At 44.2% G+C, this 25,445-nt stretch carries 23 protein-coding genes; 7 read left to right on the top strand and 16 right to left on the bottom strand.

The features are described from left to right. From RJ41_RS02940 to RJ41_RS02915, 6 genes are all read right to left on the bottom strand, one after another. On the bottom strand, positions 1-1,398 hold the full coding sequence (locus tag RJ41_RS02940; RefSeq protein ID WP_039216770.1) for a sensor histidine kinase: 1,398 nt from the start codon (positions 1,396-1,398) through the stop codon (positions 1-3). A gap of 62 nt (positions 1,399-1,460) precedes the next feature. Further along, positions 1,461-1,742: an EF-hand domain-containing protein gene (locus RJ41_RS02935; protein ID WP_240485715.1), complete on the bottom strand. Its 282-nt coding sequence runs from the start codon at positions 1,740-1,742 to the stop codon at positions 1,461-1,463. A gap of 301 nt (positions 1,743-2,043) precedes the next feature. Then, positions 2,044-4,113 (bottom strand): putative bifunctional diguanylate cyclase/phosphodiesterase, encoded by a 2,070-nt coding sequence (locus RJ41_RS02930; protein ID WP_039216768.1) that lies wholly within the window; start codon positions 4,111-4,113, stop codon positions 2,044-2,046. A gap of 162 nt (positions 4,114-4,275) precedes the next feature. Continuing rightward, complete coding sequence (locus RJ41_RS02925; RefSeq protein WP_039216767.1) at positions 4,276-4,719, bottom strand: tellurite resistance TerB family protein; 444 nt, start codon at positions 4,717-4,719, stop codon at positions 4,276-4,278. Between the two features lie 160 nt (positions 4,720-4,879). Beyond that, positions 4,880-6,559 (bottom strand): ATP-binding SpoIIE family protein phosphatase, encoded by a 1,680-nt coding sequence (locus RJ41_RS02920; RefSeq protein ID WP_039216766.1) that lies wholly within the window; start codon positions 6,557-6,559, stop codon positions 4,880-4,882. A gap of 20 nt (positions 6,560-6,579) precedes the next feature. Beyond that, the gene (locus RJ41_RS02915; protein WP_039216765.1) at positions 6,580-6,885 is read right to left on the bottom strand and encodes an STAS domain-containing protein; all 306 of its coding nucleotides are present in this window, start codon (positions 6,883-6,885) and stop codon (positions 6,580-6,582) included. A 170-nt stretch (positions 6,886-7,055) separates the two neighbouring features. On the opposite strand from RJ41_RS02915, the gene yciH reads away from it, so the two are divergent. The 3 genes from yciH (at position 7,056) to pheA (ending at position 9,741) form a co-directional block, all read left to right on the top strand. Next, positions 7,056-7,388, top strand: coding sequence for a stress response translation initiation inhibitor YciH (yciH, locus tag RJ41_RS02910; RefSeq protein WP_039216764.1), 333 nt, complete (start codon positions 7,056-7,058; stop codon positions 7,386-7,388). 61 nt (positions 7,389-7,449) lie between these two features. Continuing rightward, a complete protein-coding gene (locus RJ41_RS02905) occupies positions 7,450-8,250 on the top strand; it encodes a response regulator (RefSeq protein ID WP_039216762.1) in 801 nt (266 codons plus the stop codon). 309 nt (positions 8,251-8,559) lie between these two features. Next, entirely contained in the window at positions 8,560-9,741 is a 1,182-nt protein-coding gene (pheA, locus tag RJ41_RS02900; protein WP_039216761.1) for a prephenate dehydratase, read from the top strand. A gap of 56 nt (positions 9,742-9,797) precedes the next feature. On the opposite strand, the gene tyrA is transcribed toward pheA, so the two are convergent. Together tyrA and RJ41_RS02890 are read right to left on the bottom strand one after the other, a co-directional pair. Next, positions 9,798-10,952: a bifunctional chorismate mutase/prephenate dehydrogenase gene (gene tyrA / locus RJ41_RS02895; protein ID WP_039216760.1), complete on the bottom strand. Its 1,155-nt coding sequence runs from the start codon at positions 10,950-10,952 to the stop codon at positions 9,798-9,800. Positions 10,953-11,029: 77 nt separating this feature from the next. Continuing rightward, positions 11,030-12,118, bottom strand: coding sequence for a 3-deoxy-7-phosphoheptulonate synthase (locus tag RJ41_RS02890; protein ID WP_039216759.1), 1,089 nt, complete (start codon positions 12,116-12,118; stop codon positions 11,030-11,032). A 427-nt stretch (positions 12,119-12,545) separates the two neighbouring features. Here RJ41_RS02890 and RJ41_RS02885 point away from each other — a divergent pair, with 427 nt between their 5' ends. Then, positions 12,546-13,262: an enoyl-CoA hydratase/isomerase family protein gene (locus RJ41_RS02885; RefSeq protein ID WP_039216758.1), complete on the top strand. Its 717-nt coding sequence runs from the start codon at positions 12,546-12,548 to the stop codon at positions 13,260-13,262. Positions 13,263-13,346: 84 nt separating this feature from the next. Here RJ41_RS02885 and RJ41_RS02880 read toward each other — a convergent pair whose 3' ends face one another. The 6 genes from RJ41_RS02880 to RJ41_RS02855 all read right to left on the bottom strand — a co-directional run bounded on the left by RJ41_RS02880 (position 13,347) and on the right by RJ41_RS02855 (position 16,994). Continuing rightward, the gene (locus tag RJ41_RS02880) at positions 13,347-13,982 is read right to left on the bottom strand and encodes a trimeric intracellular cation channel family protein (protein WP_039216756.1); all 636 of its coding nucleotides are present in this window, start codon (positions 13,980-13,982) and stop codon (positions 13,347-13,349) included. Between the two features lie 129 nt (positions 13,983-14,111). Then, entirely contained in the window at positions 14,112-14,471 is a 360-nt protein-coding gene (gene rplS, locus RJ41_RS02875; RefSeq protein ID WP_024015986.1) for a 50S ribosomal protein L19, read from the bottom strand. A gap of 18 nt (positions 14,472-14,489) precedes the next feature. Next, positions 14,490-15,251, bottom strand: coding sequence for a tRNA (guanosine(37)-N1)-methyltransferase TrmD (trmD, locus tag RJ41_RS02870; RefSeq protein ID WP_014948834.1), 762 nt, complete (start codon positions 15,249-15,251; stop codon positions 14,490-14,492). Further along, positions 15,252-15,773: a ribosome maturation factor RimM gene (rimM, locus tag RJ41_RS02865; RefSeq protein WP_039216754.1), complete on the bottom strand. Its 522-nt coding sequence runs from the start codon at positions 15,771-15,773 to the stop codon at positions 15,252-15,254. Positions 15,774-15,796: 23 nt separating this feature from the next. Continuing rightward, on the bottom strand, positions 15,797-16,048 hold the full coding sequence (rpsP, locus tag RJ41_RS02860; RefSeq protein ID WP_014948832.1) for a 30S ribosomal protein S16: 252 nt from the start codon (positions 16,046-16,048) through the stop codon (positions 15,797-15,799). A gap of 271 nt (positions 16,049-16,319) precedes the next feature. Then, positions 16,320-16,994, bottom strand: a complete 675-nt coding sequence (locus tag RJ41_RS02855) for a DsbA family protein (protein ID WP_039216751.1) — start codon at positions 16,992-16,994, stop codon at positions 16,320-16,322. Positions 16,995-17,185: 191 nt separating this feature from the next. On the opposite strand from RJ41_RS02855, the gene RJ41_RS02850 reads away from it, so the two are divergent. The 3 genes from RJ41_RS02850 to RJ41_RS02840 all read left to right on the top strand — a co-directional run bounded on the left by RJ41_RS02850 (position 17,186) and on the right by RJ41_RS02840 (position 23,293). After that, the gene (locus RJ41_RS02850; protein WP_039216750.1) at positions 17,186-18,994 is read left to right on the top strand and encodes an ABC transporter transmembrane domain-containing protein; all 1,809 of its coding nucleotides are present in this window, start codon (positions 17,186-17,188) and stop codon (positions 18,992-18,994) included. A gap of 131 nt (positions 18,995-19,125) precedes the next feature. Then, entirely contained in the window at positions 19,126-20,184 is a 1,059-nt protein-coding gene (locus tag RJ41_RS02845) for an efflux RND transporter periplasmic adaptor subunit (RefSeq protein ID WP_084081751.1), read from the top strand. Then, positions 20,177-23,293, top strand: a complete 3,117-nt coding sequence (locus tag RJ41_RS02840; protein WP_039216748.1) for an efflux RND transporter permease subunit — start codon at positions 20,177-20,179, stop codon at positions 23,291-23,293. Before RJ41_RS02845 ends, RJ41_RS02840 begins: the two co-directional genes overlap by 8 nt. A gap of 224 nt (positions 23,294-23,517) precedes the next feature. Here RJ41_RS02840 and RJ41_RS02835 read toward each other — a convergent pair whose 3' ends face one another. Next, positions 23,518-24,555 carry an alpha/beta hydrolase gene (locus RJ41_RS02835; protein WP_240485714.1) on the bottom strand — a complete coding sequence of 346 codons (1,038 nt, stop codon included), beginning with the start codon at positions 24,553-24,555 and terminating at the stop codon, positions 23,518-23,520. A gap of 253 nt (positions 24,556-24,808) precedes the next feature. Further along, the gene (locus RJ41_RS02830) at positions 24,809-25,201 is read right to left on the bottom strand and encodes a TerB family tellurite resistance protein (protein ID WP_014948825.1); all 393 of its coding nucleotides are present in this window, start codon (positions 25,199-25,201) and stop codon (positions 24,809-24,811) included. Positions 25,202-25,445: the final 244 nt, after the last annotated feature.

The raw sequence follows: 25,445 nt of genomic DNA, 5'->3' as shown, positions 1-25,445 counted from the left end.
TTATTTTTCCTGTCGCGGAATGGTCACTCTAAAGCAAACATCGGCATAGTCTACATCTACAACTTTTACATCACCATGCATTAGTCGAGCGCAATCGGCAACAATTGATAACCCTAACCCCGTTCCAATAACGTTGTCGTTTCTTGGCTCGGTTCCTCGAATAAAAGGTTCAAATAGCGTGTGTACCGATTCTGGTGCAATACGTTTCCCACGGTTTGCTACGTCCAGTACAAGGTTATCATTTTCGTTATAAAGGCTAATATTAATCGGTCTTCCAACCGCACCGTGCGCAACGGCATTGGACACTAAATTATCGAGTATTCTTCTAAACAACTCTTCGTCTACATGCACTGTGGGGGCGGAAATATTTACATCCACCTCTCTTTCTTGAATGGCAAGGGCATAATCGTCTAAGCAGGCGGTGACCAGCTTACCTGCATCGCTTTCAACTATTTTGGGTTGCGCCTGTTGTAAGAGCAAATTGTAGTCGAGTAATTTTTCAACCAAGGTATTAAGGCGCTGTGTGCTGCCGGTAAGTAATGACAGCACTTCTCGTTGACTATTATTTAACTCGCCGACCACGTTTTCTGACAATAAACTACAGCCTTCTTTAATACTCGCTAGCGGTGTTTTGAGTTCGTGTGCAGCATGTCTTAGTAAAGCGGTCCTGATATGTTCTAATTGCTGAAGGCGGTCGTAGAGCCAGTGCAAATCCTTTTCTACATCAATAAGTTCTTTGGGAGCCTGCCTGGACAACGGAGGAAGCTGACCGTCACTGTGCGCCATTATCCGAATTATTTTTTTGAGGTTATTAACAGGATTTACAATCAGTTGGCTGCCCATCAATATAAGCAGTAACGACACGCTTACCAACATGGCTGTGGACCACGCTTGCTTTGCCTGCATGGCGTTCAAGTCGTCTTGCTGGACTTTAACCCGCTCTGTTATTGCCGCTTCTACATCATCGCGCAATTGATCTACGCTATCTGCTACTGACGCTAAATATGCGTTAAGCAATAGTTGGTCTTCTATGGCCCTGTACTCAGCAAGTTGGTTGAGTTGTTCGGATAGTCGAGAACATGTTGCTGGAACAGAAAGCGCCTGACATAGGTTGTCAGCCGCTACGGCAAACTGGTCTATAGCATTATCAGAAAGCTGCGCTACTCGCTCGTTACGTAGAACAGCAAACTGTCTAATACTGCGCTCAACATCGACAACTGCGTTATCTAAACGCTGCATGTCGCTAACAACATCCACCACAAAACGCGTTTCAAGCGTTGTCATTTGACCGACTTTAGCTAAATCACTTTGACTTTGCCATAGCAGTGCTATGAGCGGGATGAGGGCCAGTACAAAACTACCTAACGTTAACTGCCTTAGTGAACCAAGTTGTACCAAGCGTTCACCAAACGATACCTTGTTTATCAGAACCTTACCCTCATCGATGTTGATATTCTTATCTACTCACCTGCCGTGAGTTTTTCATTACCCGGCGTAAGCTTACTCTTTGCCAATTCTGCCTCAGAAAGCTTACCGTCTTCGTTGTCGTCAATCAGACCAAAGTTACGCAGTAATCCCGTGTGTCTTACCGCTTCCTTAAGAGAAATCAAGCCGTCTTTGTCTGTATCTAACTGTTGAATGAGCGAACGCGCCGGTGTGGCATGCGCATCTGCTACTGAAATGGCTTGTACTGCTGCAACAGCACAAAGTGCTAAGAAAACTTTTTCGAGACGTTTCATCATGAATCCTCCGCTAAACGCTTGTTAAAATCCTTCTCAATTCGCCAGTTTCTATCCTATGGCTTCTGCCAATAATGAATGATTAAGGCATAGGGATATTACCATTAGTCTTCAATCAACCACATCATTAATGCATTTAAACTTACTATGCGATTTTCAGACCACAATAAATATAACTATAAAAAACAGAAGGTTGAGAAAATAACAATGATTTAACATGGGTAATCTATGGGCAGGTGTTGCAATAAAGAAACACTGGTAGTGAGTGCATGTCGGCAACAATACCGACATGCCTATTTTAGCATCAGATGAATTCTTCAGCCTTATAGTGGCTGGGTGAAGTAACGAGCGCATCGATTGGAACTGGCTTGCTGAACATGAAACCCTGAACATTGTCGCAACCGTGCTCTTTGAGATACTGCCACTGCTCAAGATTTTCTATTCCCTCAGCACACACAGAAAGGGATAGTCGTTTTGCCAAATCAATTATAGCGCCTGTTACTAAGCGACTGCGTTCCGATGATTGAATTTCCGACACAAACTGCCTATCGACTTTAAGCGTATCAATATTGATTTGAGTAAGATAACTCAAGGAGGAATATCCCGTCCCAAAATCGTCGAGGGCAATCGCACATCCCATATTACCAATACGTCTGAAAAACTTGTTGGAAAGCGTAAAGTTTTCAAGGTATGCGCTTTCAGTCACTTCAAATTCAATGTTTTCGGGGTTTACATCGTAAAGCGTAAAGGTATTGTAGATATAGTCGAAGAGTTGATTACTTCTCAGGTCGTGGCCAGATAGATTAATTGAAGCTCTAAAAGCGCCCACAGCCCAACGCCTGAGTTCGGGCATATCTATACACACTCGATTTATTACCCATCGAGTAATCGCGGTAATCTTTCCACCTTGTTCTGCTATAGGAATAAATTCGTTTGGCATAACGAGGCCGAATTCAGGATGTTGCCAACGTATTAATGCCTCAACGCCAATAACATTTCCGTCGTTGTTGACTTTTACTTGGTAATAAACAACAAATTCATCATTCGCTATCCCTTGCTCTATGCCGTTAGCCAAATGAAGTTTACGTTTGTGAGATTCCACCATGTCTGGCGTAAATAGCGTATAACTTCCCCTTCCTCTCGCCTTCGAGCGATACATGGCCAAGTCGGCATTACTCATGAGTTCACTTAAATCGTAACCCGCATCAGAAGCAGTAGCCACGCCTACGCTCAAGCCAACAGTTAAAGAAAGTCCTCTAAGCTCAAAGGGTTCATCAAATGCTGTAATTAATCTCATTGCGAGACGCTTTGCCTGGTCGGTCGTTGCATCTCGATCAGGGAGTACTAAGAATTCATCGCCACCTAAACGAGCAAACAAGTCACCGTCTCTAAGTAGACACTGCACTCTATCAGCGACTTCTATTAAAATTAAATCGCCTGTCTCATGCCCTAAAGAATCATTTATTCCTTTAAATCCATCAAGGTCAAAAAATAAAAGCAACAAATCTTCATCATTTCTTTTCGCTCTTGCTAATTCCAACCTAAGGTTATCAAGAACAAATTGCCGATTGGGTAAGCCTGTTAGGCTATCAAAATTAGCAAGGCGAGACATGGTTTCTTGCTGGTCGACCAAGGTTTGCTTTTGTTCAAAGTTAACCAGAAGCTCAACTTCGATCGCGTCTAGTAAGCTGTTAATGTTGCAAGCTATTCTACCTATTTCATTAGATGAGTGAATTGAGCTTCTCAGCGCATAATCTTTGGTTTCGAAGACTTCCTGAGTAAATCGGCCTAATGAGGCAAGCGGTGAAATTAAGCGATATAGAATGGAAATACACACCCCGGCACACAATAACCAAAGTGCGAGTATGACGGGGGCTTGTTCCAAAATATGTCGGGCACTATTCGCAGACTGTAAATTGTTGATGTCAATATAAATGACAATGTGACCCATCGGATAGAGGCTACTTCCTACAATTTGGTGATCTACGATAACTCCTTCGTATTGTGAGATGCCAAAAGGAACATTTTGAGGTGATGTGGGTAGGGATGCATTACTTATCTCGAGCACTCTCTCTGGCTGAACAGCCGAAATCACATTAAAATGATTATCGTAAAGGAACGCGGATAAAAGATGCTCGTGCTCTTTGATTGGCTGAAAAAGTGAAGAAAACAATGCATTGTTACCGGGGTTTCTTTCCATCATCACTGACAATTGTAGTGCGAGAGAGTTACTCAAGGCAGCGGTATTATTTTTCACGACGGTAACAACAGATTCGTGATGGTCTAGCCTATTGACCAAGGCAACTGCGATGATCAAAACAGACATAGATAAGGCAATAGTGAGCCCAATCGGAATTTTTAACGTTCTAAACACTCATGTGTCCTTGCTTTACAACTTTTCTTATAGCGGAATAGGCAAGGAATATTTATCCAAACACTACCACTTATTTATTATTCTGGGCGTAATAGTAAGTCACGTGCTTTGAAATTAACAACGTATTTTTGTTTAAGTAGCCAGCACTGTTCTGGAAGTGGATTATTTAGAACCTTCTGCAATCTCAAGCTTAGTCTTAATGAATTGGCTATGAGGCACATACAACAAGTCAGCTATTTGTCTTATGGTGCTCTCTTCTAGTGGCGCTAAGGATTCATCGGCATAGGCTATCGCCCAAAGACTTTTGATTACGCTAACTTTTTCGTCTGCAGAATAATGTTTATTGAGCACCTGAGTAAAATGCACAAGGTCAACCGCATCATCAGCCGTTTCCTGTCCTCGTTCTAATAGCAATGCTATTGCCTCATCATCAACATTAACAAGGCGCTTTAGCTGTTTTTTATATTCGTCCTTTTCAGTTTGAGTTACCTGATTGTCAGCATTGACTAACTCGCTAAGTAAGGCAGCTGTGGCAAGTTCAATCGTGTATGCAGGTTTTGCTTTGTTGTGTGACTCTTCAAATAGTTTCAAAAAAGATTTCAGCATGATGCCTCTGGTTAGTGGCTTTAACAGCGCAGCTGTTCGATTAGGATAATTGAGTATTTGAATATTTATTACTAAGGAAAAGAGGATTTCGATTAGTTGTTTAAAAATGTGGATGGTTTAGCTTAGGTGGCCGCGCTCTTTTCACACAAAGCTAGTTTCTTTACTGCTGACGAGTACTAAGTAGGCAAATAGCTTTACTGCCATTCTTCTCAAACCAGACTCGCTCACATAGAGTCTGAATTAAAGGAAGGCCTCGACCAAAGCATTCATCATTAGAAAAATGCGCTCCCGCTAAATACGCTTTGTTTTCCCACTGGAATCCATTCCCACTATCTTCTACCGAAACGAGCACTTTTCCCCTATTAGGTAAAGATTCTACTCTAACGATGATTCGACCGCGGCTTAGAGCTTGTAGAGATGCCTCCCTATTTTCATAGTATTGGTGAAATCCAGCGCTGTCTTGTTTAAGTTTCGAGTCAAGCTTTAAAATACCGTGCTCAAGTGCATTATTAAAAAGCTCTGATAACACTGTGAATATAATCGAACGGATACCTTGCATCTCTTCACACTGTCCTGCCAGCTGTAGTACACGTGGCAGAATATCAGGCTGCTTTAGGTGCTCGGCATCCAGAGTTACCTCATGTACTGACGGAAAAGCGGACGCGACTTGGTTTCTCAGGTGCATATTTATTGGTTTTGAGGTGAATACCACTAAGGTTACATCATCTTGAAATGTAGACGTTGCACAGTGCGCCTTAGCACGCTCAAATAATGATTTAGCGTCGACAACGCCTTCTTCTATCATTTGATTTTTTACTATCTCTGCTAGTCCTTCTTCCAGCAACATATCACCATCATCATTTGAGATTTCGATAAGCCCGTCACTGCAAATGATTAACTGCTCATTGTGTCCTAAATTAACCGTGTCAATATCGGTGTTAAGCTCATGTTCTTCTAATACCCCTAGGGCCATGTGACGAGAACATACTTTACGTGGCGCCATGTTTGATGTCGCAGGAATAATCACTGCAGGCATCCCGCCCTGCCACAAATTTATGCGGTTTCCCGCCGCATTAATCTCACCAACTACGGCAGCCATAAACATATCACTGGGCAAGAACTTAATGAGGATCTGGTTTAATTCACTAACAATTTCAGATACCGATACACCTTGTTGACTTAGCTCTTGAAATACACGTGTTACAGGCAGGGCGCCAATAGCCGAAGCAAGACCGTGTCCAGTAAAGTCCCCCACAATGAAATAAATGCCCCCACTAGGGCTTGCTTCGCACAAGAATAAATCACCGTTAAAGGTTTCGGCTGGTTGAAGAAAACAATCGAAATGCGTCTGCACTTCCGGGCGATTAACTATGGCATGACTGAAGATATGCTCAACAATGGCGTGTTCCCGTGCCACCCTTTGATTAAAAAGTCGCAGGCTCTTGTTCTGTTGTTCAACGTGTTCACTTAACGCACGTATTTTTAAGTGCGCCCTAATTTTCGCAATTAAGATATGACGGTCAAAAGGTTTTGTAGCAAAATCGTTTCCCCCTACTTCTAAACAGCGCACTAAGCTGTCTTTGTCCTCTAGGGCAGTGATAAACAGAATAGGAAGATAAGGGCCTTTAGCAAGTTGACGGATTTTTGGTGCAACATCAAAACCAGACAGCCCAGGCATAACAACATCGAGCAAAACCAAATCTGGCTGCTCTTCAATAAATGTTTCAATCGCCTCTATACCATCTACTGCTTCAACGCATTCTGTATAGCCAGCGTTATAGAGCATGTTAGTCAAGAGAGTACGGTTGATAGCCTCGTCATCAACAATGAGGATTTTCAACAGAAGAAGTCCTATTCAGGCTACTTAATTTCGAACTTTTTATCGAACCTGGATATTTTGAGAATTTTTGCCACCTGAGGTCTGGCGTTCTCGATACTGTAGGAGAGTTCTTTGCCTGCCAATGTTTTCTGCATGTTCAATAGCATGCCTAGTGCTGAGCTATCCATATACTCTGTACGAGACAAGTCAACAGCGATATGAGTTACGCCGTCATTCAGTTCGCTGTATGCGTTTCTAAAATCTTCGACTTTACTGAAATCAAATTTTGTTCCTACATCGATTACCAATACTTTCCCTTGATTCTGGTAGCTTGACGTTATTTCCATATGCTTTCCTTAAAATGTCAGCAGAAATGCTTCAATACATGCTTTTAACTTTGCTATCCTTATCTTAGTTGAACTTTTTTACATCGCCATCAAGAAGTGCTTAAACTTTCGTATGATTAAGTTTTGACAAGCATAAAAAGGATGGTTTTACGGATTTTATTGAGGTATCTATGCAAGATTGGCAAGACGCTCTTTTGGTCTACAGTACAGAGAGCGGCAAAATAAAGCCTGAGCAAAAACCAGAGCAACGTTCAGTTTCTTCAGACGGCGTAGTTCGTATTCACAGAGAAACGAAAGGTCGCAAAGGAAAAGGTGTGTCGTTAATTAAAGGGCTAGATCTTCCTTCTGACGAACTAAAGAAACTTGGCTCAGAATTAAAAAAGAAATGCGGTTGCGGCGGAGCGGTAAAAGATGGCGTCATTGAAGTACAAACTGATGACAGAGAAAAACTGCGCTCACTGCTAACTGACAAAGGGTACAAAGTTAAGCTTGCGGGTGGTTAGTGATTGAAGACCACAAGCACGCTCTCACTTTTTCATAAACATATAACAAAAAGAGTCTGAAATGGAAAAGCTGTCAATTTCTGATTTACATATTATTTTGGTTGAACCATCTGACACACAACGAAAAATTATCACTACGTTGCTGTTAAAAGAAAACGTTAAGGAAATTGACCCAGTCAGTACCCTTTCCGAAGCTCGTTCAGCGGTTAAAGCCCATGGCGCCGACTTAATAGTTAGTGCTATGTATTATGAGGACGGAACTGCACTAGAGCTTCTCAAGTTTATAAAAGAAGACGACGCATTTAAGAGTATTCCATTTATGCTCGTCTCCAGTGAAAATCGACTAAGTAAATTGGAAGAATTCAAACAGGCGGGTGTCGCAGCAATTCTTCCTAAACCCTTTGAGCCTCTTCATTTATCACGTGCCTTAAATGCGAGTCTCGACCTTATCAACCACGATGAGTTAGAACTAGAATTGTTTGATGTGCACGACGTTCGTGTGCTGCTTGTCGATGACAGTAAACTTGCGCGGAATCATATTAGACGAGTACTTGAAGGAATGGGACTGCAGCGAATCCAAGAAGCTGAAAATGGCGCAGCTGCGCTTACTTTAATAAAAGACCAAGCTTTCGACCTAGTGGTTACCGACTACAATATGCCTGAAATGGACGGTCGAGAGCTGTCTGAATTCATTCGCTTTAATCCAGAAACCACGCATATTCCTATTATTATGGTGACATCTGAATCGGCAGACAGTGCCCATATGGCCAACATTCAGCAAACCGGTGTAAATGCCTTGTGCGATAAGCCTTTTGAGCCAAATGAAGTACGCCAAATGCTGTCAGCGCTTTTAGGTAATTAGCCTTCATAGCATGCATTTTTAAACGAATGCTACATATCGTGAAACTGCGCGATGTGTAACAAACTCATTTTTAGTTCTTTTTCAAGCCCCTCATATCAAAAACAACTATACATTTTGTAAAAATGGGTTGACACACATAGGGGTTCGACATACATTCAGGTTCATGAAACAGATAATAAAGCACGTAGTATTTTTCATTTTTGCGTTTACATCCTTTTACTAGGGAGGCGCAGCTACATGCATAAAAACCTCCCACTTGGGAGGTTTTTTTTTAGCAACATTTATTTATAAGATACGCACGGGAATGATATGTCAGACAATGCATTAGATACTGTTAGAGAGCGCATTACCGCTCTTGACAGTGAATTACTTACACTACTCTCAGAACGCAGAAAGTTAACTAACGAAGTGGCCGAGACAAAAATAAAGCACCACATTCCTGTAAGAGATCAAAAGCGTGAAGAACAGCTATTAGTGCGCTTAATAAAAGAAGGCCAGAGCATTGGTTTAGATCCTCATTACGTAACACAAATTTTTCACGTTATTATTGAAGATTCAGTTTTAAACCAGCAGGCAATGCTTGCTGAACGTGCTAACCCTGGCAGCACGCTACCGTTAAACCGAGTAGCATTCCTAGGCGACAAGGGCTCTTACTCATACCTTGCGACACAGAAGTATTTTTCACGTAGACCTGGAGAGTTGTTGGAAATTGGCTGCCAAAGCTTTGCTGAAATTATTCACAAAGTTGAGAGTACAGAAGCCGATTACGCGGTGCTGCCCATTGAAAACACAACCTCTGGCAGTATCAATGAAGTGTACGACCAACTTCAGCACACACAGCTAAGCATTATTGGTGAGCTTACCCACCCTATCCGCCATACTTTGTTAGTGGGGACTAATACCAGCATCGATAAAATTAAAACACTTTATGCACACCCTCAAGTGTTCACTCAATGTAGCCATTTCTTAGCCGAGCTAGGCAACGTTGAAGTAAAGACTATGGACAGCACAAGTTCTGCCATGTTGACCGTTAGTGAGCTTCAGCGCGACGACGTAGCGGCTATTGGAAGTGAAGCAGGCGGCAACCTTTATGGACTGATGGCAATAAAGAGTAACTTGGCGAATCAAAAAGAAAACCATAGCCGCTTTATTGTTGTTGCTCGCAATCCTGTGGTTGTCCCTTTGCAAGTACCAGCTAAAACAACCCTCGTTATGTCTACCATCCAAAAGCCAGGCGCACTTGTAGAGGCCTTATTGGTGCTTCGAGAGAACAGCATCAATATGACCAAGCTTGAATCCCGCCCTATTCCAGGCAACCCTTGGGAAGAAATGTTCTATATTGATGTGGAAGGCAATGTAGAAGATGGCCCTGTACAGAATGCGTTAGATGCATTACGAGGCATTACGCGCTATATCAAGGTACTAGGATGCTATCCGAGTGAAGAAATTAGCCCAACCAAAGTGGCTGCCGCGAGTGCGCTAGCTGACTAACATGTAAGAAGCGAGCTTTTAGCTCGCTTCTTGCTCTTAACCCATTCTAGTGAACACTACTTATCTCTTAAAAGCTGACCGTCATCCGCCTTTAGCAACATCTGTTTGCTGTCTACTAAGCACTTCTTCGCATAGTCTCCGAACCACGCGCCTACTTTAATAAACTGTTCTACAAACCCTTTTTTATCGCCATTTTCAAGTAATGATAGTGCAATCCCGAAGCGTTCATAAAAGCGGCGCAGAAGTGCAAAGTTATCAGGGTTATTGAAGATAATATCGGCATACAATTGAGGTGACTGAGCGAATAATCTGCCCACCATTGCCAGCTCTAAACGATATATTGGAGAGCTAAACATGGTGAGAGATTCAAGATTAGGGTCTTCACCTTTTAAATGTTGTCCGTACACAAAGGTGTTGAAGTGGCGCATAACCTGAATGTATGCCATGGCTTGGTCGTGTTCTTGCGCGCTGGAGTCGTGAATTGTGGCTCCCCATATTCGCATTTGTTCAATCAGCCAACTGTACTTGTCGCTGTCACGACCGTCGCACACTACCACTACCTGCTTAATCATGCCTGGTGCGTCAGGACCAAACATGGGGTGTAATCCAACGACAGGGCCACTATGTACAGCTAGCATTGCTTCAAGTGGCTTAGCTTTAATACTGGTTATATCTGCGAGCACACAGTCTTTTGGCAGCATAGTTAGCTTGCTAATCACGGCTTCTGTTAGATTAATAGGTACTGCAACAACAACCAGCGAAGCACAACTTAGTAATGATGTTGCTCTGCCATTTTCCCAGTCGTCTTTTTCCACGACCGAAACCTTGTAATTACTTCGTTCGAACAAGCTCACAAACACACGGCCAAGCGCTCCTGCTCCACCAATGACAACTACGTTGTCGACATCTGGTTTTACACAGCGGTAGTTGTTGTTTTGCGTATGATAAGACTCTCGCATTACACGACGTAACAAGTCTTCGGTGAGTTCTGGAGAGACCCCAAGCGCTTCAGCCTGAGCACGGCGAGAAGCGATCAGCGCTTTTTCACGCTCTGGCACATATACGGGCATGCCAGCTTCTGCCTTTATTTGACCAACTTGGGTGGTAATCTTATTGCGTTTTGCGAGTAATTCGACAAGCTGGGTATCCAGCTCGTCGATACCTTCACGCAGCTTATCTAACTGTTTCAAGTGCTGCGATAAATCGGCCATTCTGTCTTATCCTTGAATCAAATGGCACGGGGGCTTGTGGCCAACATTACTTGGCCACTTTTTGGCGTTACTTGGATTTACGCCACCGTGCGCTTATTTTGGCGTAAGGGTAACACAGTTATTAACTTATCTCTGGTTTGAGATATTAAGTTCTCTGTTGTTTCCCAATCGATACATCCGTCCGTAATTGAAACGCCGTACTCAAGTTCTTCAGGTTTCTTGCCTTCTGCTTTTTGATTACCAGGTTTCAAATGACTTTCCAGCATAACGCCGATGATAGATTGATTGCCCTCTAGAATTTGATTGACCACATTCTGTGCAACCAAAGGCTGGCGGCGATAATCTTTCGAGGAGTTTGCATGGCTACAATCCACTACCAAGCCTGCTGTCAAACTCGCATCCTGCAGCTCAATTTCACATTCTGACACGCATACCGAGTCGTAGTTTGGCTGCTTTCCACCACGAAGAATAATGTGGCCATCTGGGTTACCGCTGGTGCCGATAATGCTTACCTGTCCCTGCTTGTTAATACCCATAAAACGGTGGCCTGAAGCCGCAGACTTAAGCGCATTAATGGCAATATCCAAGCTTCCATCTGTGCCATTTTTAAAACCTACAGGCATAGACAGACCACTCGCCATTTCACGGTGAGTTTGCGATTCAGAGGTACGCGCACCGATAGCTGCCCAGCTAAACAGCTCAGCAAGATATTGTGGGCTAATTGGATCCAATGCTTCAGTAGCTACAGGAAGCTCTAGTTCAGCAAGCCAAATTAACAGCTCTCTCGCTTTACGTAAGCCAGTCTCGATATCAAACGTTCCGTCGATATGCGGGTCATTGATTAAACCTTTCCAACCTGTCGTAGTACGCGGCTTTTCGAAGTACACACGCATCACGATAAATAGCGTGTCTTTGCATGATTCATGAAGCTCTTTTAGCTTAAGTGCGTACTCTTTCGCGGCTTCAACGTCGTGTATAGAACATGGTCCACACACTACAAGTAATCTATGGTCGCGACGATGGATGATATCTGAAACAATCTTTCTAGACTCAGAGATAGCCGCTAACGCTTTGTCTGACACAGGCAATTCAGCACTCAGCGCTTCAGGGGTTATAAGTACATCTTCGGTACTTACGTGAACATTATTTACGGTGTCCTTGATCATGGGAGCTCTCTTACTCTCTTAACTACAAATAAAAAACGGAAAATTAAACGCCAAAAGAGTGTGCAATCTGCATGTAAACTTTAATGTACAACCAGCTTTTCTATATTTCTTTAACGTCATTGACTTTTTAACAACTCAAGCACTATAGCGCAAGCAATAACGAATAATACTTTAATCTAGGGTAGATTCGAAGTGAATGAACATGACTGAATGGCAATAGCGCGCGCCGCCAGCCCATTTTTTGACCAGCAGTGAGGTTTATTCCACATAGCCTGTCTAGTTAAGCACCTAGTGCCTTTAATATTTGTATAAACGTTCAAAACCCGGCAAATTTAATGAGGTAATTTACCAACATAAATAAGCTAAATTTCTCATCTATCGAAAGATTTCGGTATCATAGCGCTATCAGAATAAAAACGAGAAAACGATGCAAAATTTAGCCCTCACGTACACTGGTAATGTCGCTATTCTAACCATGAAAAATGGTGAAAACCGTCACAACCCACTCTTTGCAAAGGAGATGCTTTCAGCGTTAGATACCATCGAGCAAAATGAGAGCTGTAAAGCGCTAGTGCTCACGTCAAACGATGAGAAATGCTTTAGTCTAGGTATAGACACAGACTGGCTTATGCCGGCAATGAAAACTGGCCGTACTGAAGAAATAAAGCAATTCATGCACGATATGGACGAGGTATTCAAAACGCTGTTGCTTTACCCTCTCCCTGTTATAGCGGCTATCAACGGCCACGCCTTTGGCAATGGTGCGATTTTAGCGTGCGCTTGCGACTTCAGGTTTATGCGTTCAGATAAAGGTTTTTTCTGTTTTCCGGAAGTCGACCTTTCAATCCCCTTCCTGCCCGGTATGATTGAGTTCGTAAAAAAAGCGATGCCGTATCATAGATTTAACGAAATGAAACTTTCAGGAAGACGCGTTTCGGGTAAAGAGTTAGAGCAAGATCATGTGGTAGAAAAGGCTTATGACTCACAAGAAAGCTTACAGGAAGGCGCGCTGAATTACGCTAAAACCTTCGATAAGAAGCGCGGCATTTTTGGTGAACACAAAAAACGTCTGCACAAACATATTATCGATACTATCGACAACGAAAATAAGCCTTTAATAGAAGCACTCTCACTTATGGCGTAGCCGTGAAACTTGATGAAGTGAAGTGCCTCACGTGGTGCTTCATCGCACTCTATAGCTTGGAAATGCGTGTTACTGCTTTACTAGTTAGGTTGTACTGGATTTAGGCGTTCTTTTCCTAAACAGGTCTATTTTCACGCCCCAATGAAGTGATGCAATTCTTAGTAGAACAGTGACGAGAATTGAGCCTAGAATGCACCAAAGATAGGAAATATCCAAAGTAAACAGAGCGGCATAGGTAAGCCCTCCTGCAAAACATGCACTTGCATAAACATCACCACGCATGACGTAAGGTACTTCTCTACACACCACATCGCGCATAAGACCACCGAAGATACCGGTCGTCATACCCATCGTTAGGGCGACAATCATTCCGGTTCCGCTCATCAAAGCCTTTTCAATACCCATTACATTAAAGATAGCCAACCCTATGGTATCAATAAGAATAAAGTAAAAATTGGAAGGCGACGGCATATAACGTACAAACAGCACGGTGGCGAAAATGGCAGAATAGGTAGCGAGAAGGTATTCTGACGTTTCGACCCAAAAGATAGGTTTTCCTAAAAGTAAATCTCGTAGTGTGCCGCCACCGAGCGCTGTCATTACGCCGACAACCACAATACCAAAACCATTGATGTTTTTATCGTGTCCAAGCAGTGCACCAGATACGGCAAAAAAAGCGACACCTACAATGCCTAGCACAATAAAATAATCCGAGCTCATTCTTTACTCTATTAAGAAACGTTAATGTTTGTATTGTGCAAAGAAGAAAAAAGATCGAATTTCAGGCACAAAAAAGCCCGCTTAACGCGGGCTTTTTCGAAGTTAACAATAACGCAAGGATTAGTAATCTTAGTTAAGCTTCTCTTTGATACGTGCAGATTTACCTGAACGCTCACGTAGATAGTAAAGCTTAGCACGACGAACCGCACCGCGACGTTTCACTTCAATTGAAGAAACTGCCGGGCTGTGTGTTTGGAACACACGCTCAACGCCTTCGCCGCTAGAAATTTTACGCACGGTAAAAGACGAGTGCAGACCACGGTTACGTTTAGCGATAACAACACCTTCATAAGCCTGAAGACGCTCTTTGTCACCTTCGGTAACGCGAACTTTAACAACTACTGTGTCACCTGGACCAAACGCAGGAACATCAGTCTTTAGCTGTGCTTCTTCGATTTTTTTGATGATATCTTGACTGACTTTGCTCATCATATCCTCTCGTCCTAGTTAACTGTCATCTTGCTGCAGTTGCGCTTGGAATAATTCAAGCAAACGCTGCTGCTCCTCAGTCAGAGCTAGGTGATTTAACAATTCAGGGCGACGCTGCCAGGTTCTACCTAATGATTGCATCAATCGCCACTGCCTAATTTTTTCATGGTCCCCACTTAACAACACATCAGGTACCTTTTGACCATCGAGTATTTCGGGCCGCGTATAGTGCGGACAATCCAAAAGACCGTCAGTGAAAGAATCTTCAACTGCTGAGGCTTTATGCCCCAACACGCCAGGAACTAATCGAGCAACCGCATCCATAAGGACCATTGCTGGCAGTTCACCGCCGCTTAGCACGTAATCACCAATAGAGACTTCTTCATCTACATGGCTTTCGATTACTCGCTCGTCGATGCCTTCATATCGGCCGCAAATTAAAATTGTGCGGTCAATGTTAGCAAGGCGCTGTACGCCTGCTTGGTCAAGGGGTTTCCCTTGTGGTGATAAGTAGATCACCTTACTTTTTTCGCCACCCACTTTCTTGGCAGCTTGTATTGCGTCGGTTAGCGGTTTTACCATCATCAGCATACCGGGTCCGCCTCCGTAGGGGCGATCGTCTACTGTACGATGGCGATCATGTGTAAAGTCACGGGGGTTGAAGGTGTCAACCGATAACGTTCCAGACTTAACTGCTCGACCTATAACACCCTGTTGGGTAAAAGGGGCAAACATATCTGGAAACAGGCTAACAACGCCAAACCACTTTTCCGGTGTCACTTAAAACCCCGGGTCCCAGTCAACTTTAATGACCTTCGCTTCCTTATCAACCTCTTGTACGACTTCGTCGAACACAAAAGGCAATAGTCTTTCTTTTTGACCAAAAGCATCGCCTACATTCGCTTTAACGTGAATCACGTCGTTAGCACCTGTATTAAACACTTCTTTCACCACACCCAAGTCGTAACCTTGCGTTGTTACTACTTTCATGCCGGTGAGCTCACGCCAATAAACCCCTTCGTCGCCTAAATCAGGCAGCTGTGAAGCGTTTATGTTGATATCCAAGTTTTTGATACGCTCGGCATCATCTCGACTATCAACGCCCACAATTTTTGCAACGAGGCTTTTACCGTGCGGTCGCCACTGGTCAATTTCGTATTCTTTTTCATCGCCAAGAAACCATGGCGCATAATCAAAAATACCTTCTGGCGTTTCTGTATAGCTGTTGATTTTGACCCAACCTTTAACACCGTACGGTGCGCCAATTTTGCCAACAATCACTTTGTCAGACGCTAGACTCATCTATACCACCAGTTAATAACAGCTTACGCTGCAGATTTTTTCGCTTCTTTTACCAAGCTAGAAACGCGATCTGATAAGCTCGCGCCTACGCCAACCCAGTATTCAACACGCTCTAGATCTACGCGAAGACGTTCCGCTTGACCTTGTGCAGTTGGGTTGAAGAAACCGATGTTTTCAATGAAACGACCGTTTCTTGCACGACGGCTATCAGCCACCACTAGTTGATAAAATGGACGCTTTTTCGCGCCACCACGCTGTAAACGAATAGTAACCATAAATGCCTCAAACTCGTTGTAGCGTTACCGTTAACTTAAGCCTTCCATCAACGTCTAAAAATTAGACACCAATTAGAAGGCCGCCGAATTATACGGATATCACCACTCATTGCAAGTAAAAGTCTTGCTTAACTTATAATTAGCGCATGCTTGGTGGTATTGTTTTAATCATTGCCGATAGCAGCACCACAACAAGCCTGGTTCAACAAATAAACAATTAACAGCAGCATATTTTTGTCTTCGTATTTGGGGAAGGTAATCTCAAGAAATTTCAAAGACTGCGCAAGGTTACACTTGCATCATTATAATCGTATGGAACGTTTAGCCATTGGGCGCTTTTTGCGTTTTTTGCATTAACACAGTCTGTCTCGGCAAGTTTGTTTGATTTGAGTATTAAGCTGGGAAAGCCTTGGGCACCGATTTTGCGTGACATAGTGATTTCATCATTTAACTTCTTTTCTGTGCTTTCACTATTGAGATCCAATTCGAATTGCTCGGCATCAAGCCCTATTTCTCTCGTAAACGCCACCAAGGTATCAAAGTCAGAAGGGTTTCTCGCATTTAGGTAGTAACCTTCCTGAATTGCCTTAATCATTGCCTTTTCTAGTATTTTTTCTTCATCACTATTTTTAGCTTGGGCTTTTGCGGCTAATACCGCGCGACAAGCAGGATAGGTTGAACGACGAGGCTGACATTGCGTCCAAAAGTCGTAGTTAAATTGTGTTCCAGGAACACGGTCTTGAATAGTTTGCCAATAGCCTGCAATAGTGAGTTTCATTTGTTCCGGCATAGGTAAATCACTATCCGGTGCGAGCCCGCCAAGCAAGTAGACAACCTCAATGTCGCTGGGTAACTCACGCTGTATTTGCTCCCAAGTAGGAACGAATGCCCAACACCAACTGCACATTGGATCATGAACATAATACAAAGTACGTGTCTCACTCATCGTTATTTTCCCGTTTTAACTATTTTGCTCTCGTTTCTGCGACGTTAGCTTTCATCCCAGCGTAAATACTGCCGCTGTAATCGCATAGGCTTCGCCCAATGTACATGCTTTGCCGTATAATCCAAACATCGAATATATTACGCGTAGCGAAATCAACGCTATGAATAAGTTATGCGCTTAAAGAGGTAATTTTGACAACACCACTCGCTAGTGTATCTACTAAACAAGTCTTACAGTGGATTGGCTCACATTTACTTCGCTACAAAGCGCGCGTTGTAGGTGCTGTCATAGCACTTTTCACCGCCGCGATTGCTTGGCTTTTACTTGGGCAAGGCATTAAGTACGCTATCGACAGCGGCTTCATAGAGAACGCAGCGGATACGTTAAACAAAGCCACAGTATTAGTGCTAGCTATCACTATTGTGGCCTGTTTAGCGACATACGCGCGTTTTTATTTAATGACTTGGCTTGGCGAGCGCGTTAGCGCAGATATTCGAAACCAGGTATATGCCCACTTGCTGTCTCTTCCGCCTTCATTTTTTGCGGAGCTTAGAACTGGCGAAGTTATTTCACGATTTACCAGCGACACTACAATCATCCAAACCGTAGTGGGAATGAGTTTATCGATGACCCTACGCTCGGTTGTGACCTTCGTTGGTGCACTGGCGCTTATGACGTTTTCGAGTCCCCTTCTTACCTTCTGCGTAATTGTTGCAGTACCCGCAGTGCTAGTTCCTATCAAGGTCTTGGCGCCTCAAGTACGCCGTTATGCCAAAGAAAGCCAAGACAAAGTAGCAGAGCTAGGCGCGCGAATCGATGAAAGTCTCCATGAAATCATGACTGTACAGGCCTATACCGCTGAAAATGCCGAACGACTGCATTTCTCTAAAAAGGTAGAGCTTGCCATGGACGTAGCTAAAAAGCGTATTCACTATCGCTCACTACTTATTGGCTGCATTATGTGTATCAGTATGACGGCCATCATCTTTATTGCTTGGGTGGGGGCAAGACAAGTATTAGACGGCACTATGACCGTAGGTGAACTCTCCGCTTTCCTTTTCTATGCCGTAATGGCTGGCGGCAGTGTGGCCACAATCAGCGAAGTCATTGGTGAAGTACAGCGAGGAGTTGGTGCAAGTGAGCGTTTGTACGAGCTATTTACCACTGAGCCTGCTATTCGGTCTTTGAATGGTGACACAGCTGAAGACTATGCTTCTTCAACATTCTCTGCATCAAAAGGAGCAAGTACTAAACCGATAATTTCCAAAGCGGCACCAAAAATAGAATTGGAAAATGTCAGCTTTGCTTACCCCAACAGCAAACCTTTGTTTGATAATTTAAACATTAACATTCAAGCAGGAGAACGTCTTGCTCTGGTAGGAGCAAGTGGCGCAGGCAAAACAACGCTATTTCAATTATTAATGCGCTTCTACGACCCAAGTGCCGGACAAATACTGTTTAATGGTGCGCCAATCAACAAAATGCCTGTAGACGTTCTGCGCCAACATATTGCGATAGTTACCCAAGAGCCCGTGGTATTTGCTGATACCGTGTTGGAAAACATTCGCTACGGCAGCCCACTTGCAAGTGACGACGCCGTGATAAATGCAGCGAAGCAGGCATTTGCCCACGAATTTATCGATAACCTAGATGAGCGCTACAACACACAATTAGGCGAACGAGGCGTAAAACTTTCTGGCGGTCAAAAACAACGTATTGCTATTGCTCGCGCTATTTTGGCTGACCGCCCAATTTTACTCCTCGATGAAGCAACCAGTGCGCTTGATGCGATGAGTGAGCGTATGGTTCAACAAGCCATAGATAGGCTTATGGTAGGAAAAACTAGCATTGTGATTGCTCACCGACTTGCGACGGTACAGCACGCCGATCGCATATTAGTTATGGATAAAGGTCACGTCGTAGGAAGCGGCGACCATGCGTCGTTAATGAAAAGCGATACCCTGTACAGGGAATACGCCGAACTGCAATTGCTTAGCTGAACCGCCTGTGGTGCTATACGGTACAAACAACGAGGTCGACCAATCGACTACAAAACATACGTTTTGGTAATACAAAAATAAAGGGCCAGCAGCTTTTTCTGCACAGGTTCCAATAACGCTACGGGTTTAAAATGAAAAATTCATTCTATGGTGCAATGAAGACATGGACAGGTCTTTGCGCTCTTTTTTTAATAATGGTGCCAACTGCCAACGCGCAGTTTATGGGAGACAGGCAAGCGAAGCTTGTTGTGACTAAGCCCATTGAATTTATGAACGAAACACGAAAAGTAGAAGCGGTAGGCAGTGCCGAAGCCGTGCGCTCTATCGTGTTATACCCTGCCGTTTCCGACGAAGTGACTGAAATTAACTTTGTCCCTGGACAAACAGTAGAAAAAGGAAAGGTACTTGTTCGCCTTGACGACAGACGCCAGCGGACAGCATTAAAACGCGCCAAGCTCACTTTGGAAGACGCACAGCGTACCGTAGAACGATTAGCATCAAGCTATAAGCAAGGCGCTGTGCCGGTTAGCGAGTTAGACTTGGCTAGGACCCAGCGCGACCTAGCAGAAGTTGCTGTAGAAGAGGCAAAAGCTGATTTAGAAGACAGACATATCGTTGCGCCTTTTGATGGTGTGGTGGGCATTACCGACGTTGAAGTGGGTGACCGTATTAACGAGCAAACGGTTATCACCACATTGGATAACCGCAGTAAGCTATTTATCAATTTCAAAGCCCCTGAAGCCGCGCTTCCGGTTTTACTTAATGCGCCTAGTGTCACGCTGGAACCATGGAGCGATAAAGAGCAAAAGGTAAAAGCCGAGATAGCGCAAATAGACTCTCGCATAAACGAAGCAGACCGTACGCTTCGTGCTCGCGCATTGTTAGATAACTCGTCTGATAAATTTCGTCCAGGTATGAGCTTTAGAGTAAATCTTAGTATTGATGGCGAACGCTATGCAGCCGTGCCTGAAGCTGCATTACTGTGGGGAGCAACAGGCGCCTATATATGGCTTGCTGAAGATGGAAAGGCTAAACGTGTAGATGTAAGCGTTCATCAACGCCTAAGAGGAACTATCTTAGTTTCAGGCGATATTAAAGAAGGCGACACTTTAATTTCGGAAGGTGTTCAGCGCTTACGCACTGGACAAGAAATTACCACCGAACTGGCCGGAGGACCAAAAGGTGAGTGATCCGAATCTTTCTTCTTCGATAAGCGATCTGCCCTCACTTTCTATACGACGCCCAGTTTTAATTGTCGTTTTAAATTTGCTTATTGCTATCGCAGGTCTTGCGGCGTTAAGCGGTCTCGAAGTGCGTGAGCTTCCTGATGTTGACACGCCTCGCGTCACGGTAACAGCACAATTTCCAGGCGCGTCACCTGAAACTGTAGATGCCGAAGTAACAGGTCGCCTTGAAGGTGCCGTAGCGCGAGTTAGTGGTGTGAAAGACATTTACGCGCAAAGCGAAGAAAACTCAGCCCGTGTTCGCGTTGAGTTTCGGCCCGGTGTTAACTTAGAAGATGCCGCCAATGAAGTACGTGAATCAGTTAGCCGCGTACAGCGCCAACTCCCCGACGACGTTGAACAAGTAGCGATTATCCGTGCAGACAGCGACGCCCAAGCGGTAGTTAGCCTTGCTATCTCTAGCGACACACTAGATATGGAAACCCTCACCGAGCGCGTTGATACCGATGTAGCGCCTCTATTTTTAAGTATTCCTGGCGTTGCCGATGTTACGTTAAATGGCGACAGAGAACGCGTATTGCGCGTGTCGGTTGACCCGTTGCGTTTAACCAGTTTCGGCTTATCAATGAGCGACATAGCAGAGGCACTAGCACTAGCCCCTTTTGATGTACCCGCGGGCAGTATACAGTCGGCTGAACAGGCGCTTATCGTACGCGCTGATGCAACATCAGTATCAGCAGAAGATGTGGGCAACATTGTGGTCAGCGGCGACATACGTGTTAATGACGTCGCCAGTGTTTATTTCGGTCCGGCCGACACCACTAGTGTAGTTCGCTTAGACGGCACGCCAGTGATAGGCGTTGGCGTTATTCGCCAAGCAAGCTCTAACACCATCGAGATTTCTGATGAAGTGCTAGCTATGGTCAAAGACCTGGATAAGCGTTTTGCCGACATGAATATCGTAGTGACAGCAGACGACGCAGAATTTATTCGTGATTCTGTCAAAGAAGTCGTGTTATCGCTTAGCCTTACTGTAGCGTTAGTAGTAGTAACATTACTGGTATTTATTGGTTCATGGCGCGCTACCATCGTTCCTGCACTATCTATCCCGGTATCATTGGCTGGCGCTCTGGCAATTATTTGGGGTATGGGCTTTTCAATTAATATTCTTACCCTACTTGCCCTCGTTCTTGCTACTGGCATGATAGTGGACGACGCTATTGTAGTGTCTGAAAATATTCAGCGACGCAGAAGTATGGGTTTAGGTGCTCGCGCTGCCGCCGTAGTCGGCACCCGGGAAGTGTTTTTCGCTGTAGTGGCAACCACAGCCGTACTCGCTTCCGTATTTATTCCTATCGCTTTCCTTCCATCAACTGCAGGCCGATTGTTTAGAGAGTTTGGTGGCGTGTTAGCTGGCGCTGTGGTGATCTCTTCTTTTGTTGCGCTGTCGCTAGTACCTGCACTTACGGCTCGACTCAAAGTAAAAGAAACAAAAGCTAACGGTTGGTTTAGTCAAACCTTTGGTCGCTTTGGCAATGCCTGCCTTCGCGTATATCAAGCGTCACTATTAAAAGCCCTTAAATACGGTTGGGTAGTCGGCATACTAAGTCTAGCCGCTGGCGGGGGTGCTTATATATTGTCACAAAATATCGATAACGAGCTTCTACCAAGTGAAGATAGAGGCACAATTCGTATATTTGCACGCGGCCCTGATGGCGCTGGTCTTAATTTTATGGATAGACAAGCTGAAAAAATGGAAGAGCTACTGCTACCTTATGTGGACAACGGCACCATTGACTCTATTTACACCGTGGTTGGATCATGGGACCCGAACATCGTATTTATCACTGCACCACTTAAACATTGGGATGAACGGGATAAATCACTGCAAGATGTCGTAAACGAAATACGTCCTAAACTACAGCAAATACCTGGTGCACCTGGCAATGCCTTTGGCGGTAACAGTCTTAATTTGCGCGGCCAAGGTGGCGGTTTAGAGATTGCACTTACCGGCGATACCTACGAGAATATTTTTATAGCTGCACAAAGCTTCTCCCGTCAGCTTGAAGAAAACTTACCCGAATTGGGAAGGCCTAGAATTAGCTACGACCCAACACAACCTCAAATGCGCGTGAATATAGACAGACGTCGCGCAGAAGAGTTGGGGGTTCCGCTCAACGATATTGCCAGCACATTGCGCGCCGCCGTTAATGGCGATGATATTGCCGACTTAAACGTAGGCGATCAAGCTATTCCAATTATGCTGCAAACCAACAATCGCAGTACACTAGACCCATCCGACCTGACCAGCCTTTATGTAAAGAGTAGTGATGGAAACCTAGTACCGCTCTCAAGTGTGGCCTTTATTAGCGAAGAAGGTGTTGCAGCAGAATTAGAGCGTCAGGCACAGCGACGAGCGATAAAAGTGGAAATGGAATTACCAGAAGATGTGGCGCTTAGCGATGTAGTAGACAAAATTCGAAATCTAGCGCTTGAGACTCTGCCTGATGGCATTGGCCTGGTATTTTTAGGTGAAGCACAGACCTTCGAAGAAACGTCTAAGCAGGTTGCGCTCACCTATATTCTAGCGTTTGTCATTGTATTGCTAGTATTAGCAGCACAATTTGAAAGCGTAAACAGTGCAGTCGTGGTTATGCTTACCGTTCCGTTTGGTATTGCAGCCGCGGTCTATGCCCTGTTTTTAACCGGCACCAGCATCAATATTTATTCGCAAATTGGTTTGGTAATGTTGATAGGCCTTCTAGCTAAAAACGCTATCCTACTCATTGAATTTGCCGACCAGCTTCGCGATAAGGGTTATGATATTTACGATGCCATTGTTGAGGCCGGTAAGGTGCGTTTACGCCCTATTATGATGACGCTGGTCTCAACAATTTTAGGCGGCCTGCCACTCATTCTATCTACAGGTGCCGGAGCAGAAGCCCGTAATGCTATCGGCTGGGTGGTTTTTGGTGGTTTAGGTATAGCTGTAGTGTTTACTCTTTACCTCACGCCAGTGTTATATCTTGCACTTGCCCGCTTTACCAAGCCTCGTGCCGATGAAAGCGCTAAGCTTGAAAGGGAAATGGAAGAAGCCAATGCACAGCACTTGTGAGATTTAGCCGCTTAAATAGGCGCTATACCTATTTAAGCGGTATCTAAATGGCTACCGTGCGCTAGATTTGCTTTGAGAAATAGGAAAGACGCCCAAGCTACGTGTGTTGTAACAGCAAATGTTTCTACCCGCGTTACGGCTTAGGCGTTTTTTATAAGAACACGGCTGACGTTCAAGCTTTCAAACAGACAAAATTATAATACCAATCCGCATAGATAATTGCCCTAGTAGGTTTTACAGAACGCTTTGACTTTGGCTTTACCAGTAAAGGCCAGCAGTTGATCGACCATCCTATCAAAGTAAGGGTTGTAGGTTAGCCTTGCGTACACTCGGTCTTGCTCACTGTTTGCTAAATTTCCATCAGCGTTACCAGGCTTAAATCCCCACGGTCCGTACCACACTTCCTCTCCCGCTTTGCAGCGCGCTTCAGCGTCACTACCTTGCCCGTTATCACATATGCGGAAGTCACTCGCAGTACCATATAGCGGGTTCTTATCTGAAAAAAGTGTACTCATGTGAGAGGCTGCGCTAATCCGCTGTTCTGGGATCGTCATGGTTTGCATGATGAGTGTATTTTCAGGTACTTCGGGGTCATCCTCGCCCTGCCACAATAAACACTTGTGTGGATGAGTAAAATTGTCTCTAAACTGTTCAGCTATTATCGCAGTATCTACCACGCTGTCTTTTTCTGCCACCACCATAAGCACAGGTAGATTCAATGTTCGTTCTTCTTTTTCAGAGTGCGTAAACAAATCTTGAAGCACATTTACGCTTTCTTGATAAGCAGCGAAACCCGGCATTGCAGTGGAGTTATAGCGGCTAGGGTTATCTTCTTCTTCGACATTGGGCCAAGGAAATAATGAATCGATATAGGGCGCTAAACGAGACACGAAGAAGCGTGATTTAAAGGCTGGTGAAAAATGCATTAGCCCTTTTATATCAAGCTCTTCAGCCATTGAAAAGCTTGCTATTGTGGTCAAATTAGCACCCGTCGAAAAGCCCCCAATATAGAGGTTGTCTACTTCCTTAGAAAAAAGCCGTATGTGATGATTCGTTTCTGTCTGCCACTGCTGATAGCTAACATTTAGCATGTCTCCGGGTTTTGAGCCGTGGCCCGGCAACAAGATGGTTCTAACGTGAATACCTTCATTGCACATGGCGTTCGCAACATCACGAAAAAAGTAAGGTGAATCGCCTAACCCATGAACTAGCAATACACCAATATCGCGGAATTGCGTGCCGCATTCAAACGGCATATTCATGAATATTTCTTGTGTTTTATTGTTAGAAATAAACGTTCTATGTTCCTGCAGGTAACTTTCAACTTCATTTAAATAATTATCGAAAGGCTGCACTCCCACCGGAAAAGCCTGTGCACTAGCGCTGAACTGCGAGCTGTGTGACGAATGACAACCGCTCAATAAGAACAGCGCGAGAGAAGCAGCACATGCGTGTGCTGCTTTAACAGTAAAATTTGGCATTGTTAACGTGTAGGCTTATGGCAATAAAAAACGATTATTGCAGTGTATCTTTACCCGAAACTAATGCTTTGGCGAGTAATTTATGGGTAAGTAATGATAGAAGTTCGGTTTCTTCCTCGCTTCGCTCGCCATCAACGCCAGTGATCGCCATCGCCACTTCTAGTGTTTTCTCAGCATCAAACGACAAGTCATGTTTTAAGCTGCGTAAAAACGTTATGGCATCACCGGTGTCAATGGCCTTTCGCGTTTGGTATATCGTGTCGTTTAGAAATGCTTCGCGACAGATTGGGCTTTGCCAGTCTAAAGACTCAACCATTGCATTCAGGTAGTCTTGTTCCGACAGTGTGACCATTCCGTCGACTTGATAAAGTAATACTGAAAGCTTGATAAGGGCTTGGTTAAAACTTTGTTGTTCTGATAATTGCATAACACTCTTCCTCTTCGTACTGTACGCGGCAGTACCACAACATGCTCTGCGTCCTAGCAGTAGCGATAATTTTTTTGTGTCTACACCGAGCTATTTAACACCCAAAGCATCAATAACGCGTCGTTGTTGAACTACGATAGGACCTATAAACCTTTAACTTGGTTCCAAGGTTTAACAGGGCTAATAATGTAGACCGCTGAATTGACGATAGTGTTACGCCGCGATGAAGCTTTCAGTTCACAAT

Origin of the sequence: Alteromonas marina, assembly GCF_000808575.1 — a bacterium.
GTDB lineage: Bacteria > Pseudomonadota > Gammaproteobacteria > Enterobacterales > Alteromonadaceae > Alteromonas > Alteromonas marina_A.
Note: the sequence above shows the minus strand (reverse complement) of the source record. Positions and strands in the feature narration are given on the sequence as shown.

What these genes read in the sequence shown, in the direction of transcription:
- RJ41_RS02855 (WP_039216751.1), bottom strand. Translation starts at nt 16,994, where the DNA reads ATGAGTGAGACACGTACTTTGTATTATGTTCATGATCCAATGTGCAGT.
- rplS (WP_024015986.1), bottom strand. Translation starts at nt 14,471, where the DNA reads ATGAGCAAAGTCAGTCAAGATATCATCAAAAAAATCGAAGAAGCACAG.
- RJ41_RS02925 (WP_039216767.1), bottom strand. Translation starts at nt 4,719, where the DNA reads ATGCTGAAATCTTTTTTGAAACTATTTGAAGAGTCACACAACAAAGCA.
- RJ41_RS02880 (WP_039216756.1), bottom strand. Translation starts at nt 13,982, where the DNA reads ATGAGCTCGGATTATTTTATTGTGCTAGGCATTGTAGGTGTCGCTTTT.
- RJ41_RS02885 (WP_039216758.1), top strand. Translation starts at nt 12,546, where the DNA reads ATGCAAAATTTAGCCCTCACGTACACTGGTAATGTCGCTATTCTAACC.
- yciH (WP_039216764.1), top strand. Translation starts at nt 7,056, where the DNA reads ATGCAAGATTGGCAAGACGCTCTTTTGGTCTACAGTACAGAGAGCGGC.
- RJ41_RS02835 (WP_240485714.1), bottom strand. Translation starts at nt 24,555, where the DNA reads ATGAATATGCCGTTTGAATGCGGCACGCAATTCCGCGATATTGGTGTA.
- tyrA (WP_039216760.1), bottom strand. Translation starts at nt 10,952, where the DNA reads ATGGCCGATTTATCGCAGCACTTGAAACAGTTAGATAAGCTGCGTGAA.
- RJ41_RS02915 (WP_039216765.1), bottom strand. Translation starts at nt 6,885, where the DNA reads ATGGAAATAACGTCAAGCTACCAGAATCAAGGGAAAGTATTGGTAATC.
- RJ41_RS02890 (WP_039216759.1), bottom strand. Translation starts at nt 12,118, where the DNA reads ATGATCAAGGACACCGTAAATAATGTTCACGTAAGTACCGAAGATGTA.
- RJ41_RS02830 (WP_014948825.1), bottom strand. Translation starts at nt 25,201, where the DNA reads ATGCAATTATCAGAACAACAAAGTTTTAACCAAGCCCTTATCAAGCTT.
- rimM (WP_039216754.1), bottom strand. Translation starts at nt 15,773, where the DNA reads ATGAGTCTAGCGTCTGACAAAGTGATTGTTGGCAAAATTGGCGCACCG.
- rpsP (WP_014948832.1), bottom strand. Translation starts at nt 16,048, where the DNA reads ATGGTTACTATTCGTTTACAGCGTGGTGGCGCGAAAAAGCGTCCATTT.
- RJ41_RS02905 (WP_039216762.1), top strand. Translation starts at nt 7,450, where the DNA reads ATGGAAAAGCTGTCAATTTCTGATTTACATATTATTTTGGTTGAACCA.
- RJ41_RS02935 (WP_240485715.1), bottom strand. Translation starts at nt 1,742, where the DNA reads ATGATGAAACGTCTCGAAAAAGTTTTCTTAGCACTTTGTGCTGTTGCA.
- RJ41_RS02845 (WP_084081751.1), top strand. Translation starts at nt 19,126, where the DNA reads ATGAAAAATTCATTCTATGGTGCAATGAAGACATGGACAGGTCTTTGC.
- pheA (WP_039216761.1), top strand. Translation starts at nt 8,560, where the DNA reads ATGTCAGACAATGCATTAGATACTGTTAGAGAGCGCATTACCGCTCTT.